At 73.9% G+C, this 14169-nt stretch carries 15 protein-coding genes and 2 pseudogenes; 9 read left to right on the top strand and 8 right to left on the bottom strand.

Going from position 1 to position 14169, the window contains the following annotated elements; genetic code table 11:
* Positions 1 to 127 (top strand): annotated as a pseudogene (locus BG452_RS45700) (arginine deiminase family protein); the annotation flags it as partial.
* 156 nt (positions 128 to 283) lie between these two features.
* Here BG452_RS45700 and BG452_RS17115 read toward each other — a convergent pair.
* Complete coding sequence (locus BG452_RS17115; protein WP_188305168.1) at positions 284 to 1627, bottom strand: diacylglycerol/lipid kinase family protein; 1344 nt, start codon at positions 1625 to 1627, stop codon at positions 284 to 286.
* Between the two features lie 462 nt (positions 1628 to 2089).
* Between BG452_RS17115 and BG452_RS17110 the strand changes: the two genes are divergently transcribed.
* The 5 genes from BG452_RS17110 (at position 2090) to BG452_RS17090 (ending at position 6110) form a co-directional block, all read left to right on the top strand.
* Positions 2090 to 3664: an MFS transporter gene (locus BG452_RS17110; RefSeq protein WP_188305167.1), complete on the top strand. Its 1575-nt coding sequence runs from the start codon at positions 2090 to 2092 to the stop codon at positions 3662 to 3664.
* Between the two features lie 151 nt (positions 3665 to 3815).
* Positions 3816 to 4160, top strand: a complete 345-nt coding sequence (locus BG452_RS17105) for an aldo/keto reductase (RefSeq protein ID WP_188305166.1) — start codon at positions 3816 to 3818, stop codon at positions 4158 to 4160.
* 290 nt (positions 4161 to 4450) lie between these two features.
* Positions 4451 to 4918 (top strand): MarR family winged helix-turn-helix transcriptional regulator, encoded by a 468-nt coding sequence (locus tag BG452_RS17100; RefSeq protein ID WP_188305165.1) that lies wholly within the window; start codon positions 4451 to 4453, stop codon positions 4916 to 4918.
* Positions 4919 to 5247: 329 nt separating this feature from the next.
* Positions 5248 to 5463 (top strand): hypothetical protein, encoded by a 216-nt coding sequence (locus BG452_RS17095; RefSeq protein WP_188305164.1) that lies wholly within the window; start codon positions 5248 to 5250, stop codon positions 5461 to 5463.
* A 107-nt stretch (positions 5464 to 5570) separates the two neighbouring features.
* Positions 5571 to 6110, top strand: coding sequence for a cysteine hydrolase family protein (locus BG452_RS17090; protein ID WP_188305163.1), 540 nt, complete (start codon positions 5571 to 5573; stop codon positions 6108 to 6110).
* Positions 6111 to 6210: 100 nt separating this feature from the next.
* Here the strand turns inward: BG452_RS17090 and BG452_RS17085 are convergent, their stop codons facing one another.
* Positions 6211 to 6642 carry a DUF4267 domain-containing protein gene (locus BG452_RS17085; protein ID WP_188305162.1) on the bottom strand — a complete coding sequence of 144 codons (432 nt, stop codon included), beginning with the start codon at positions 6640 to 6642 and terminating at the stop codon, positions 6211 to 6213.
* A 34-nt stretch (positions 6643 to 6676) separates the two neighbouring features.
* Positions 6677 to 7123, bottom strand: a complete 447-nt coding sequence (locus BG452_RS17080) for a DUF1772 domain-containing protein (protein WP_188305161.1) — start codon at positions 7121 to 7123, stop codon at positions 6677 to 6679.
* Between the two features lie 91 nt (positions 7124 to 7214).
* Here BG452_RS17080 and BG452_RS17075 point away from each other — a divergent pair.
* Positions 7215 to 7337 (top strand): annotated as a pseudogene (locus BG452_RS17075) (TetR family transcriptional regulator); the annotation flags it as partial.
* Positions 7338 to 7627: 290 nt separating this feature from the next.
* On the opposite strand, the gene BG452_RS17070 reads toward BG452_RS17075, so the two are convergent.
* Positions 7628 to 8428, bottom strand: coding sequence for a GntR family transcriptional regulator (locus BG452_RS17070; protein WP_188305160.1), 801 nt, complete (start codon positions 8426 to 8428; stop codon positions 7628 to 7630).
* 121 nt (positions 8429 to 8549) lie between these two features.
* On the bottom strand, positions 8550 to 9266 hold the full coding sequence (locus BG452_RS17065; protein ID WP_188305159.1) for a sugar phosphate nucleotidyltransferase: 717 nt from the start codon (positions 9264 to 9266) through the stop codon (positions 8550 to 8552).
* A 111-nt stretch (positions 9267 to 9377) separates the two neighbouring features.
* Here BG452_RS17065 and BG452_RS17060 point away from each other — a divergent pair, with 111 nt between their 5' ends.
* Entirely contained in the window at positions 9378 to 10352 is a 975-nt protein-coding gene (locus BG452_RS17060) for a hypothetical protein (RefSeq protein ID WP_188305169.1), read from the top strand.
* Positions 10353 to 10407: 55 nt separating this feature from the next.
* Here the strand turns inward: BG452_RS17060 and BG452_RS17055 are convergent, their stop codons facing one another.
* Positions 10408 to 10767: a Rieske 2Fe-2S domain-containing protein gene (locus tag BG452_RS17055; protein WP_188305158.1), complete on the bottom strand. Its 360-nt coding sequence runs from the start codon at positions 10765 to 10767 to the stop codon at positions 10408 to 10410.
* Positions 10764 to 11624, bottom strand: a complete 861-nt coding sequence (locus BG452_RS17050) for an iron-containing redox enzyme family protein (RefSeq protein WP_188305157.1) — start codon at positions 11622 to 11624, stop codon at positions 10764 to 10766. Before BG452_RS17050 ends, BG452_RS17055 begins: the two co-directional genes overlap by 4 nt.
* A gap of 140 nt (positions 11625 to 11764) precedes the next feature.
* On the opposite strand from BG452_RS17050, the gene BG452_RS17045 reads away from it, so the two are divergent.
* Positions 11765 to 12550, top strand: a complete 786-nt coding sequence (locus BG452_RS17045; RefSeq protein WP_188305156.1) for a thioesterase II family protein — start codon at positions 11765 to 11767, stop codon at positions 12548 to 12550.
* A 17-nt stretch (positions 12551 to 12567) separates the two neighbouring features.
* Here BG452_RS17045 and BG452_RS17040 read toward each other — a convergent pair.
* The coding region (locus tag BG452_RS17040; protein WP_223242334.1) for a condensation domain-containing protein at positions 12568 to 14169 on the bottom strand (1602 nt) is incomplete at its 5' end.

The raw sequence follows: 14169 nt of genomic DNA, 5'->3' as shown, positions 1-14169 counted from the left end.
CGCCCTCGCCCCCGGCGTCGTCGTCGGCTACGAGCGCAACACCACCACCAACACCCACCTGCGCAAGCAGGGCGTCGAGATCGTCACCATCGCGGGCTCCGAGCTCGGCCGCGGCCGTGGCGGCCCGGGGGGAAGGGGGGGGGGGGGGGGGGGGGGGGGGGGGGGGGGGGGGGGGGCGGGGGGGGGGGCGGGGGGGGGGGGGGGGGGGGGGGGGTGGGGGTGGCGGCGACGGCGGCGTAGACGGCGCCGTCGAGGGCGGCGAGGTCGCGCAGGACGGGGCCGGTCACGGACGCCCACCGGTGTGCGAGTCCGCCCGGGCGAGGGCCAGGCGGGTGACGTCGCGCCAGTCCAGCCGGTGGGAGCGGGCCTGCTGGTCCGGGTCCGCGCCGGGGCGTTCGCGCGGGACGCGGACCCGCAGGGCCCGGTGGTCCAGGGTGCAGACGACCGGGGTGGGCAGGGTCAGGGCCTCGCCGTCGACGGCGACGGGGATCTCCGGGGCATCGGCGTCGACGGTGACCCGGCGGGCCGACAGCAGGGTCAGCCCGGCGGCCCGTTCGCCGAGCAGGGCGAGTTCGGCGGCCTGGGCGGCGCCGTCGACGCGGATGCCGAGGACGCCCAGGACGCCCTTGTCCAGACGGGGGCGGCGGCCGAGATCGACCGGGTCGGGGGCGGCGTACGGGTTGTTGCTGATGAGCAGGGCCTGCGGGGCGTCGATGCGGTGGTCGTCGGCCCGGACGGTGAGGCGGCTGCCGGCGTCGCCGACCAGCAGGTCGGGCAGGGTGTCCAGGGCGGTGGCGGTCTTGGCGTCACGGTACTGGGGGCTCTGCACGATCTCGGCGTAGGCGCCGAAGGAGACGGTGTTGACGAAGGTCCGGTCGCCGACCCGGCCCAGGTCGACGGTGAGTTCGACGCCGTCGCGCAGGGCGTCGAGGCAGGTGGCGGGGTCGTCGCGGTCGAGGCCGAGGTCCATCGCGAAGTGGTTGCGGGTGCCGGCCGAGACGACCAGGAACGGCAGGCCGTGCTCGGCGGCGACGGCCGCGACCAGGGCCTGGGTGCCGTCGCCGCCGGCCACGCCGAGCAGGTCGGCGCCCTCGGCGATCGCCCGGCGGGCGAGTTCGGCGACGTCCTGCGGCGCGGACGGGTCGAGCAGCACCACCCGGGCGCCCAGTTCCTCGGCGCGCCGGACCAGGTCGAAGCGTTCGACCTTCCCGCCGCCGGACTTCGGGTTCATGATCAGGACGGGCTGTCGCGGCGGCGGGATCTCCCGCACCGGCATCGGCCGTGGTGGCCGGGCGGCGCGCAGCGCGGCGCGGGCGCAGGCGAGTGCGGCGAGCCACAGGGCCAGGGCGGTCACCACGAGCAGCAGCACCTCGGCGTTGAGGGCGAGCACCAGGGCGGCGATCGGCGCGCCGAGGGCCAGGACGATGCCGAGCAGGCGCGGAAGGCCCCGGTGGGTGATCGCCCACCAGGCGCCGACGGCCGCCACCGCCAGCCCGACGAATTCGGCGAGCAGCACCAGCAGCCCGTGCGGGCCGGTGAACGCGAGCGCCACGACGGCGGCCACCGCGCACAACAGGGCGATCCGTGCCAGTCGGCGCGGCCCGCGCCCGTCCACCGCTCGTTCCATCGACCCGCCCTCGTCCATTCGGCCGCACCGGTTCGATCCGGTGCGGTTCGCTTCGGTTCGTTCGGTCACCGTAACCCGGAGCGGCCGTCGGGGGCACGACGAACGACGAAGCGCCGACGCCGTCGAGTGGCGGAGGCGCCCCACGGGGCGGGCCCAGGAGGCGGGCCCGACAGGCCCGGATGGCATTCCTCTCCCGCCTCCCTGACGGGAGGTCGGACGGCAGGTCAGCATCAGCATCCATAGACAGCTTAGAACTCTGTTTCTCATCAGGACTTCCTCAGGAATCCCGACTTCCGGCCAACCGATCGCCTTGACGCCCGCCTCGGCGAACCTATAGCGTCCCCTGTCATAAATAAGAGCTCTGATACTAAACAGGGCCCTTGCTTTCCATCGAACGCGTCGACACCTGCCCGTCGACAGCGCCGGCACCACCGACACCTTCGACATCGGAGTCCTCGACCCATGAAGAGCTACCCACGCACCACGCTCGCCGCGGTGTGCATCGCCGGCGGGCTGCTCCCCGCCTCGCTCACCGGCGCCTCGGTGGCCCTGCCGAAGATCGCCACCGACCTGGGCGCCGGCCTCGGACCGCTCCAGTGGGTGGTCAACGGCTACAACCTGACCTTCGCCAGCTTCATGCTCGCCTGCGGCGCCATCGCCGACCTGGTCGGCCGCCGCCGGATGCTGGGCATCGGCATCACACTCTTCGGCCTCTGCTCCCTGGTCAGCGGCCTCAGCGGCAACATCCACCTGCTGGACGGCGCCCGCCTGCTGGCCGGCGCGGCCGCCGCCGCGGTGCTCACCGCCGGCAGCGCCGTGCTCGCCACCACCTTCTCCGGCCCCGCCCAGGCCAAGGCCTTCGGCATCCTCGGCTCATCCTTCGGCGTCGGGCTCGCCCTCGGCCCCTCCACCTCCGGCCTACTGGTCTCCTCCTTCGGCTGGCGCTCGGTCTTCCTCCTGCACGCGGCAATCGACCTGGCGCTGCTGCTGGCCCTGCCGCGCATCGCCGAGTCCCGTGACCCCGGCGCCCGCGGCGTCGACTGGGGCGGCACCGTCACCTTCACCACCAGCCTCGCGCTGGTCACCCTCGCCATGGTCGAGGGCCCCCAGCAGGGCTGGACCAGCCCCGTCGTGCTCGGCCTGCTGGCCGGCTTCGTGCTGCTGCTCGCGCTCTTCGTGCTGGTTGAACTGCGCCAGGAGCGCCCGATGTTCGACATGACCCTGTTCACCCAGGGCCGCTTCGTCGCGATCTGCCTCGTCCCCGTCGCGCTGGCCTTCGGCTTCGTCTGCCTGCTGGTCTTCCTGCCCTCCTACTTCATCGGCGCCAACCGCTTCACCAGCTCCGAGGCCGGCGCCGTGATGCTGCTGCTCACCGCCCCCGTGCTGGTCTTCCCGATCATCGCCGGGCGCCTCGCCCAGCGGATCTCGGTCCGCACCCTGCTGGCCGTCAGCCTGCTGCTGGTCGCCGGCGGCTCCGCCTGGCTCACCACCATCCACCCCGGCATCGGCGTGGCCGGCCTGATCGGCCCGTTCCTGATCATCGGCACCGGCGTCGGCATCTCCTTCGGCCTGCTGGACGGCGCCGCGATCGGTTCCGTCCCGCCGGAGCGCGCCGGCATGGCCGCGGGCATGTTCAACACCATGCGTCTGGCCAGTGAGGCCATCGCCATCGCCGGCCTGGGCTCGGTACTGGTCAGCCTGGTCAGCTCCGACGTCTCCGAGAACCTCGACTCCTACGGCAGCGGCTTCACCGGCAACCCGGACGGGCTGGCCGCCAAGGTCGCCCAGGGCGACCTCGCCGACCCGGAGTCCGGCGTCGCCGCGGCCGGCCGCGAGGCCTTCCACACCTTCCTCGCCGACGGCTACACCGACGCGCTGCGCACCGTGCTGTGGATCCTGGCCGGCGTCGCCGCGCTCAGCGCCCCGCTGATCGCCGTGATGCTCCGCGACCGCCAGGCCGCCGGGTCGGCCGCGGTGACTGCCCCGGAGGCCGAGGAGGCTGAGGGGGCACCCGAGCCGGTCGGCGCCGGTCGCTGACACCCGACGCGACCAGCCGGACCCGAGCGACCGGTCCGGGAAGGCGCGGTGAACCCGCCGCCCCGCCCGGACCGCTCCACTTCCGGACACCTCCCGTACCGCCCACGCACCACCCCCCACCAGCCCTGAAGCCCGAAGCCCGAAGGTCGAGGTGGTCCACCGCGTCCTCGACCACGGCATCGCCCTGCTCGACAACCGCCGACGTCTACGGCCCTTTCACCAACGAGGAGTTGCTGGCCGCGCCCTGGCCGACCGCCGCGAGCGCGCCATCCTGGCCACCAAGGTCGGGCTGGCCCTGGAGCCGGACCGGCCGATGTACCGCAACGGCAGGCCCGAACACATCCACGCCGCGATCCGCGCCTCGCCCAAGCGCCTCGGCACCGACCACGTCGACCTGTACACCTGCACCGGGTCCACCCGGACGTCCCGCTGGTCGAGTCCTGGGGTGCGATGGCCGAGTTGGTCGAGGCCGGCCCGGTCCGCGGCATCGGCCTGACCGAGGTCGCGCGCACGTCTTCACCGCGTGGCTGACCAAGGAGGGGCGGACGCCGGCCGTCCGGGGGGAGGCAGCCGAAGACACCGCCGAACAACGGCTGGTCAGTTCGCTCCCGGCGGAGGAGGTGGTGGTGTTCCGCTCGCTGCTACGGCCGCGCCGTGGCGGGGGTGACCGCTCCGGACGCCGACCCGGTCGGCTCGACTCAGTTCGTGCGTAGCGACTGATCAGCCCACTGATGTACCGTAAAGTCCGAATAATCCGCAGCGGGGGCAGCCAGGGATGCGATCACTGTGACCGAGAACAGTTCCAACCAGCCGAACTCAGCACCGCTCGACTTCCACGACCGCCTGGGCCATGCCATCAAGCGGGCCGAGCAGGCGCTGATCGGTGAGAAGACCCGCGCGCTGCGCACCGTCGACCTGACGGTGCCGCAGTACGTCACCCTGCTCGTACTCCAGCAGTCGACCGGGATGTCCGGAGCCCAGCTGGCCCGGGAGTGCATGGTCACGCCGCAGACCATGACGACGATCCTGACCAACCTGGAGAACAAGGGCCTCATCACCCGTGAGACGTCGAGCGTGCACCAGAAGGTGCTGGTGGCCAAGCTCACCCGCTCCGGCCGCGCGCTGGCGAAGAAGGCCGACGTCCTGGCCCGCGGGGTGGAGCAGCGGCTCGCCGACGCGTTCGACGACGGCGAGCAGGCCCAGCTGCGCGAGCTGCTGGAGCGCTCGGCGGCGGCGCTGCGCAAGACCGACTGAGCCGCACGGCACCGACACGGCACCGGGCGGAAGGCCGCCCCCTGGACGCCCGATCACCACCCGGGGCGCCGAGGGGGCGGCCTTTCCCGCATCCGGGCCCGGATCACCCTCCGACCCCGGCCATCCCATGCTGCGGACACAGCCGGAGAACTCACCTATTGCGCAGTATTGCGATACTGTCCAAGATATTGACCTGAGTCAGGCCTCTGATACTGTATCGATCACGGCAGGCTGCGCAGGAGCACGCGTCGTCCGTCGGAATCCTCGGCACCGGGTCACACCTGCCCGCGACCGCCGTCGACACCACCCTGGTCGGCTCCCGGGCCGGCGTGACCGCCGAGTGGATCCACCGCGAGACCGGCATCAGCGAACGGCGCCACGTTCGCCGAGAGCGAGGCCACCCACGGCTCCACCGGCTCGGCCGCGCCGCCCTGGAGGCCGCCTACCTCCCGGCCGTCGGACACCTCGGGCTGAGCGGCATCGAGGTCCTCGACCACGGCGCCCGCACCGGCCACCTGGGCGCCGGCGACGTCACCGCCGGCTGACCGTCCGTCGGAACACCGTCCGCCGTCCGCCCGTCCGTCCGAACGCCGTCCGCCCGGCGACCGTCGAGCGAGCGACCAGCCACCGATCGACCCACCCGAGGAACCCGATGTCCCACGCCCCCGCCGCCCTCACCCCCGGCACCGTCCTGGTGCTGGTGGACCTCCAGCAGTGGATCGTCAGCCGCCCGGTCGCCCCGCTCCCCGGCGCCGCCGTGGTCCGCTCCGCCGCCCGGCTGAAGTCCGCCTTCGAGGCCGCCGGCCTGCCCGTCGTGCTGGTCCGCCACGCCCGCACGGACGGCAGCGACGGCGGCCCCGACTCCGCCTTCAACCGCTTCGCCCCCGAGGTCGCCGCCCGCCCCGGCAACGAGGTCGTCACCAAGTACGGCATCGACGCCTTCGCCGGCACCGACCTCGCCGACCGCCTCACCCGCCTCGGCGCCACCAGCCTCGTCATCGCCGGCATCGCCACCGAGTACGGCGTCGGCGAAACCGTCCGCACCGCCGTCTCCCTCGGCTACCCCACCACCGTCGTCGAGGACGCCGTCGCCGCCCTCTCCCTCCAGGGCCACACCGCCGCCCTCGACACCTTCCACCGCCTCGGCGCCACCCTCACCCACACCGACCCCCTCCTCACCCCTGCGGCCTGACGGCCCGTCGGCCCCCGCCCTGGTTGCCCAGGCGGGGGCTCCGCGCGTTCCGGGCGCGGGACGGCGCGGGGTGAGCGGTCCGGCCGCACGCCCCCTGCGCTCAACCCGCCGCGGCGGGGACCGGAGCGGACACCGGGGCGGCGGCGGCCTGGCGGGTCTCGCGCAGGGTCAGCAGGCCGGTGACGACCATTCCGACCGCGGTCAGGCCGTGGACGCCGAACGCGGCGCCGGTGGAGCCGTGGTGGGCGAGCACGGTGGTCATGTCGCCGAACGGGATGAAGGACCCGACCAGCAGGGCCCAGGCCAGGGCGCGGCGCTGACCGGTCAGCAGCAGGGCGCTCAGGATCAGGCCGTCCCCGACGTCGCGGACCCCCTTCAGGACCAGGAAGCCGCCGCCGTCGCCGGAGGGCCGGCTCGGCAGGCCGAAGCCCGGTGCGATGGTCTCGGGGGTCACGATGAAGGACACCCCGAAGTAGAAGATGAAGAGGACGCCCGCGGTGGTCAGGGCGGTGTTGACGGTCTTGAGCGACATCGGTGTCTCCTTGCGAGGGTCCGAGCCGGCGGGCTCAGACGAGGGCGGTGACCAGCAGGGCGAAGGCGGCGATGATGACGGCGACGCGGACGTAGTGGTAGCGGTCCCAGCGGTCGCTCTGCTCCTTCCAGTCGGCGGGCCGGTTCTCCGGAGTCCAGGTCTTGCTGCGGTTGTTGATCGGGACGAGCAGCAGAACGGACATGATCACGCTGACGATCAGCAGCACCGCGGCGGTGAGAACGAGACCGGTGCCGTGGTGGTGCCATCCGGCGGCGGCCCAGGCGCCGGCGAGGACGAGCGAGGAGATGTACCAGACCGGCATCACCGCGCCGAGCATCCGGCCGCCGTGGGCGCGGGCGAGCTGGCCGCTGTCCTCGGGAAGTGCGCCGAAGATCCGGTTCATGACGAAGGCGACGGAGAACTCCACCCCCACCATCACCCCGACGACCACGGTCGTGAACACCTCGAGTGCGCTGAGCATGATGACCCCTCCGGACATCTAGTGCCGCTAGCTGATGAGGCAATGCTAGTACTGCTGCCGCTCCACTGTCTAGCAGTGCTAGGATCGGGTCATGTCGGTACAGGAACGAAAGCAACGCGAACGGGCGGAACGCGAACGCCTCATCGTCGCCACCGCCCGCGAACTCGCCGAGCAGCAGGGCTGGGACGCCGTCACCACCCGCCGGCTCGCCGACCTCCTGGTGGACCGGCTCGCCGTACTCTGACCCGTCACCCCGCCGGAGCGACGGAGCAAGGCCCGTACGGCCGGGCCGAGTTGGCGCCGGGACGACCGCCACCGAGGGCAATGGCCGGGCAGGCGGCGAGGACCTCTCGGATCAGAGGTGTCGGATCAGAGGTGGGGGGCGGTTGGGGCGTCGCCGAGGCGGGGGTCGCCGATGGCGCCGAGAAGGGCTTCGGCGTGGCCGGGGTCGGCCCGGGCGGAGGGCCTGGGGAGGGCCGCCGGGATCACCCGGGCCTCGACGCCCTACTCCCGGCCCCGGGGCGCGGCCCGGCCGTCGCGGTAGTGCAGGACGAAGGTGGTGCCGTCGCCGATGGCGCGGCGCCGGAGGTAGAGGACGGGGCGGCCGTCCGGGGCGCAGTTGACGCCCTCGCGGACCAGCAGCGGGGTGCCGGCCGGGACGTCGAGCCGCTCGGCGTCCGCGATGTCCGCCGCGATCGCGCTGAAGCCCCGCCAGTCGACCTCGAGCTCGACGCCGATCGCCCGGGTGACGGCCTCGGTCACGTCCCGGGACGGCCCGGGGTCGGCCAGCTCCGCCGCGGCCGGGCCCAGCAGTTCGGTGGCGGTCCAGTAGCTGCTGACCACCCAGGGCCGGCGGTCGATCCGGGCCAGCGCGTCGATTCTGGTCAACTCTTCGACCGTACAGTCGAGTTGGGCGGCAGCGAGCTGGTCCGCCGGGGTGCTCGGGGCGGCGGTGAGCGCGAGCACCCGCTCCTCCGCGCCGCGCAGCGCGGTCGGCGGCAGGCCGGCGCTCCGGTTGCCCACGTCGATCCTGGCGCTGGCCGGGTCCACCGTGACGTCGACGGTGTGCCGCAGCACCGGGCGGCGGACGAAGGTGCCCACACCGCGGCGGATCTCGATCGCGCCGGCCCGGGCCAGCTCGGCGACGGCCTGACGGACCGTCAGCCGATTGGCGCCGAACTCGGCCGCGAACTCGTTCTCGCTCGGCAGCCGGGTGTCGGGGGCGTACTGACCGGCGTCGATGCGGTCCTGGATCCGGCGGGCGATCTGGAGGTACAGCGGTCCGCTGCTTCGACGTGTGGGCACGAATCGATCCTAAACGCCCACCACCACGACCCTGCCCGCACCCGCGGGGGCGGATGCGGGCAGGGGTTCGGGGTGCGGGCAGGAGGCGGGTGCGGGCGGGGGAACGGGCGGACGCGCCGGGTCAGTGGCGGCCGAGCAGCAGTTCGCGGTGGGTGGTGAACTCGGTGTTCGCCCGGTCGTAGTCCTCGGGGCGGCCGATGTCCATCCAGTAGCCGTCGAACTGGTAGGTGGCCGGGTGGGTGCCCCGCTCCAGCAGGTCCAGGACGAGTTCGTCGAAGCCGAGCGGCAGGCCGGGCAGGTAGCCCTCCAGGGTCGTGCGGCTGAGGCCGTAGACGCCCATGGACACCTGGTAGGCCAGGCTGGGCTTCTCCCGGAAGCCGGTGACGTGCCCGTCGTCCGTGGTGGTGAGCACGCCGAAGTCGATGTTCACCTGGCGGTTGTGGGTGGCGATGGTCAGCGGGGCGCCGGCCGTCCGGTGCCGCTCCAGGACGGCGGCGTAGTCCAGCGAGGTCAGGATGTCGCCGTTCATCACCAGGAAGTGCTCGGGGAGGCGGTCCCGCATCATCACCAGCGGGCCGAGGGTGCCCAACGGGCTGTCCTCGACCGCGTACTCGACCTCCAGTCCCCACTGGGTGCCGTCGCCGACGTAGGCGCGGATGATGTGGCCGAGGTGGCCGATCGCGAGGGTGACCTTGGTGAAGCCGGCCGCCGCGAGCTGGCGCATCACGATCTCCAGGATCGCGTGCTGGTCGCCGATCGGGACCAGCGGCTTGGGCAGCGCGGTGGTGTAGGGCCGCAGCCGGACGCCCTTGCCGCCGGCCATGATGAAAGCGTGCATGATCAAGTCCTTCCGGTGGGGTGGTGCGGTTCGTGCCGAGTGGTGGAGGTCAGGCGCGGGTGCCTAAGGTGAGCGGGAACGTGCTGTCAAGTTCCAGGTGATGAGGTCGTGTTGTTCCCCTACATCGGCTCCGGCCCGTACTGCTTCTCCAACTCGCTCGCCATGGCGCTGGGCCCGGGTGCGCCCGGTGCGCCGGTGCTGGAGGTGCTGACCGGGTCACCGTTCGGCTTCCAGCTGATCGACGGGGTGCTGCCGTTCTTCGACCCCTTCGGCTGGGACCCGGAGCAGGGCCTGGACGCGGCGATCGGACTGCTGGGCTGGGAGTGCCTGCGCAGTGCCGGCGACGACCCCGACGAGGCCGAGCGGCGGCTGCGCGCGGCCGTCGCCGGGGGGCCGGTGCTGGCGGGGCCGCTGGACATGGGCCTGCTGCTCCAGCAGCCCGGCTCCGGCGAGGCGATCGGCGCCGACCACTACGTGCTGGTGGTGGCGGTCGACGGGGACACCGTGGTCTTCCACGACCCGCACGGCCACCCCTGGGCGACCCTGCCGGTACCGGCCTTCCTGGCCGCCTGGCAGGCGGAGAAGATCGACTACGTGGAGCAGCCGTTCGTGCTGCGCACCGGCTTCACCCGCGTCCGGGAGACCACCGAGGCGCAGGCCCTGCGGGCCTCGCTGCCGCGCGCCGTGGAGCTGCTGAGCGGCCGGAGCACCGGTGCCGCCGACATGCCGCCCGGCTCGCTCGGCACCGCGGCCGGTCTGGAGCGGCTGGCCGAGCAGGTGGCCGAGGGCCTGGACCCGGACATCCGGCAGGTGATGGAGAAGTTCGCCGTCCGGGCCGGTGCCCGCCGGCTGTCGGACGCCTCGACCGCCCTGGCCGGGATCGGCTTCCGGAACGCGGCCGAGGTGCTGGGCCGGCAGGCCCGGATCGTCGGCGGGCTCCAGTACCCGCTGGTCGTCCAGGACGACGACGCCGTGATCGCGGGCGTGCGCGCGCTCGCGCCGACGTACGGGGAGCTGCGGGCCGTCCTGGTCGCGGAACTCGCCGAGCACGACGGCCGACCCGCCGCCGAGGTCGCGGCGGGCTGAGCCGGCCGGCCGGCGCGGCGGACCGGCCGGTGGCCGGTCCGCCGTGCGGCCCCGGTCAGTCCCCCGCATCGAGCCGGCCCTCCAGCCGGCGCAGTTCGGCCTCCGGGGGCACCGGTGCGCCTTCCGGCAGGTCCGCGAGGATCCGCAGCGCGGCGCAGGCCGGGCCGGCGACCCGGCGGCCGCCGTCCCGCAGGTCGAAGGCGGAGTGGTGCAGCGGGCAGCGGAGCAGCATCCGGTCGGCGTCCAGGTGCCCGTAGCGCATCAGGCCCTTGCGGTGCGGGCAGGCGGCGTCGGTGATCAGCCGCCGGCCGCCGGCCTCGACCAGGATCAGCCGCTCGCTGACCTGCTGGACCCTCGGCTCCTGGGCGGTCTCGGCAACCGTCTCGGCAACGGCCTCGGCAACGGTCTCGGTCATGCGCGTCCCGCCTCCCGGGCCAGGGCGATCGCCGTCTCCGTCGCGTCGCCGACGATGGCGCTGGTCAGCTCGACGCCCGCCCACACCTTGGCGAGGTCCAGTCCGCCGGCCGCCTGGGTCTCCCGGATCGCCACCCGCATCTGCTTGCTGTGGTAGGTGTCGATGTAGAGGTGCTCGGTGTAGTACCTGCCCGACTTCAGGCCGAGCCGCCGGGCGGCCTGGGCGAAACTGCGGAACCCGTACAGCACGCTGGCCTCGAAGTAGGCGTAGCCGCCGAGGAAGTACTCGGGCGTCTCGGCCCGCGAGGCCAGCCAGTGGAACATGTTGACGTAGGCGTGGGCCTGCGCACTGGAGCCGGCCCGGTACGCCTCCACCTCGGTGGGCAGGTCCAGTTCGCGCAGCAGCTCGCGGTACAGCTCGGAGTGCGCCTGGTCGTCGTTGCCGCAGCCGAGTTCGTCCACCATCACGCGGAAGACGGCCATGCCGGCCTTGTACGGCAGCCGCGGCACCACCGGCAGCAGGTTGAGCGACTCGGTGAGCCCGTCCATCGCGAACTCGCTGACCACCACGCGGAACTGGTCGAGCGTCGCCTCCTCGGCGAGGAAGCGGTGGCCGTCGGAGGCCGCCGTGCCCTCCCGCGCCAGGAAGGCGGACAGCTCCCGCAGGAGTTCGGAGTGGGAGGCGAACTCCGGGGCGGTGCGGCGGAGGCCCTCGGCGATCGCCCCGATCCAGCGGTCCTCCATCCCGACCATCTCCCGGTACCCCTCCGCCGTCGGGACGGAGGTGTAGAGGTCGTACAGGCGCTTCTGGTCGATCACCGTGCAGGGTGTCCAGTGGTCGGTCGGTACCGTGCTCATGCGGTGCTCCAGGTCGGCTCGGGGCGAAAGTGACCGGTCGGCGGGGCGTCGCCGGTTGGTAGGGTGACGCCGTTGATCGAGTGGCCGGCCGTCCTCCCGCCCACCGGGGGCTGCGGGACGCGGGCCGGAACGGGGTGGTCATGGTCGTGCCGCGGCATCCGAAGGTGGACAACTCCGACCCGTGGCTCCGGCGTTACCCGGTCGAGGACGCCCGGGTGCGGCTGGTGTGCTTCCCGCACGCGGGCGGCACGGCGACCAGCTACCTCGGTTGGCCGCAGCTGCTGCCGCCCGGCGTCGAGATGCTGGCCGTGCAGTACCCGGGGCGGCAGAACCGGATCGCCGAGCCCTGTGTCGAGTCCCTGCCGGAGCTGGCCGCCGGGGCGGCCCGGGCCCTGAAGGCCCACACCGGGCTGCCGCTGGTGCTGTTCGGGCACAGCATGGGTTCGGCGGTCGCCTACGAGGCCGCCCGCAACCTCCGCGACGACGGACAGCCGGTGGCCCGACTGCTGGTCTCCGGCCGCGGCGCACCGCACGTGGGCTACGGCGACCGCCGCCGGCCCGGCCTGGACGACGCCTCGCTGATCGCCGTGGTCCGGGTGCTGTCCGGCAGCGACGCCGACTTCTACGAGCACCCGGACATGCGGGAGTTGCTGATGCCCTCGCTGCGCGCCGACTACACCATGCTGGACCGCTACCGGCCGGACGCGCCCACCGACCCGCTGGACGTGCCGGTCACCGCGTTCGGCGGCGAGCAGGACCCGGCCTGCCCGGTGGCCGAGCTGGACAGCTGGGCCGAGGTCACGACCGCCGGCCACGAGGTGCTGACGTACCCCGGCGGGCACTTCTACCTGCGCGAGCACGAGCGGGCGCTGGTCGCCGAGGTGACCCGCCGGCTGCCCGCCCCGGAGGGACGCGGCCCGGCCTGACCGCGGCGCGGGGCGGGTCATTCGGCACCCACCCGGTGCCCGGGGTCGGCCGCGGCCCGCTCCAGCAGGGCGAGGTAGTCGTCCGCGAGCCGCCGGGCGGCCTCCGGGCCGAGCCGGTTCAGGTCGTGCTCCAGCCGGCCGGTGAGGCCGCCCGCGCCGTCCTCGTCCAGCGCGAGGCTGAGGTCGAACTTCGCGGTGCCGGTGTCGCAGGGCACCACCGTGGTGACGGCGCCCGGCAGTTCGGGCCCCCGGGCGGGGGTGCTGCCGAAGGTGAACATCAGCTGGAAGAACAGGCTGTGCCCGCGCCCCCGGGCGGGGCGCAGCTCCTCCACGACCCGCTCGAAGGGCACGTCCTGGTGGGCCAGCGCCTCGCCCACCGTGCGGCGCACCCGGGTGAGCAGCTCGCGGAACGGGCGGTGCGGCTCCAGTTCGGTCCGCAGGCTCAGGGTGTTGACGAACATGCCGACCACGCCGTCCAGTTCGGGCCGGTCCCGGCCCGAGGTGAGGGTGCCGACGACCAGGTCGCGGGCGCCGGTGGCGTGGTGGACCTGCTGGTAGAAGGCGCTCAGCAGGACCATGAACAGGGTGGCCCGCTCGGCCCCGGCGAGCTCCCGCAGCCGGGCGGTGAGCGGGGCCGGCACGGCGAAGGTGTGCACCGCGCCGCGGCCGGGGGCCGGTGCCGACGCGTCCGGGGCGGCGGGCAGCCGGGTGGTCGCCGGGGCGCCGGCCAGTTGCTCGCGCCAGTACCCGAGCTGGGCGTCATGGCCCTGTTCGGCGGCCTGCCGGCGCTGCGCGCGGGCCCAGTCCCGGTAGTCCGGGGCGGGGGCCGGCAGTTCGGCCTCGGTACCGGCGAGCGCGGCCGCGTACAGCGGGCCGAGTTCGTCGAACAGGACCTCCATCGAGCGGCCGTCGAAGACGATGTGGTGCAGGACCAGGACCAGCAGGTGGTCCTCGGCGCCCCGGCGGACCAGGGTGGCCCGCAGCAGCGGGCCGCGGGTCAGGTCGAAGGGCTCGCGCACCAGCCGGGCGACGGCCTCGGCCGCCGCCTCCTCGCCGTGGCCGGTGAGGTCCAGCAGCGGCAGGTCGGGCCGGTACGGCTCCCGCGGCAGCTGCACCGGCAGGCCGTCCTCGGTGGCGAACACGGTGCGCAGGGCGCCGTGCCGGGCGACCAGGCCGGAGAGCGCGGTGTGCAGCGCGGTGGTGTCCAGCGGTCCGGCGATCCGCAGCACCACCGGCTCGTTGAACCGGGGGGAGCCGGGGGCGAGCTTGTGCAGCAGCCACATCTGCTGCTGGGCGTAGGAGGCCGGGGCCGCTCCCCCGTCGGTCTCCCCCGGTGTGGGGGCCGGGCCGTCCGCCGGGGTGGCGCGGTCGAGTTCGGCGGCGAGCGCGGCCACCGTGGGCGCCTGGAACAGGGTGCGCTGGCGGACGTCGGCGCCGAGCCGGGCGCGGCAGGCCGCGGCCAGCCGGACGGCGGTCAGCGAGTCGCCGCCGAGTTCGAAGAAGTCGTCGTCCACGGCGATCGGCGCCGTGCCGAGGACCTCCTCCCAGACCTCGGTCAGCTGGGCCTCCAGCGCGGTCCGCGGCGCGGTCGCGCCGGGGCCCGGCCGGCCGGAGCCGAG

Origin of the sequence: Streptomyces sp. CBMA123 (assembly GCF_014596465.1) — a bacterium.
Taxonomy (GTDB): domain Bacteria; phylum Actinomycetota; class Actinomycetes; order Streptomycetales; family Streptomycetaceae; genus Kitasatospora.
The sequence above is the reverse complement of the archived record's forward strand: the minus strand, read 5'-3'. Positions and strand labels throughout refer to the sequence as shown.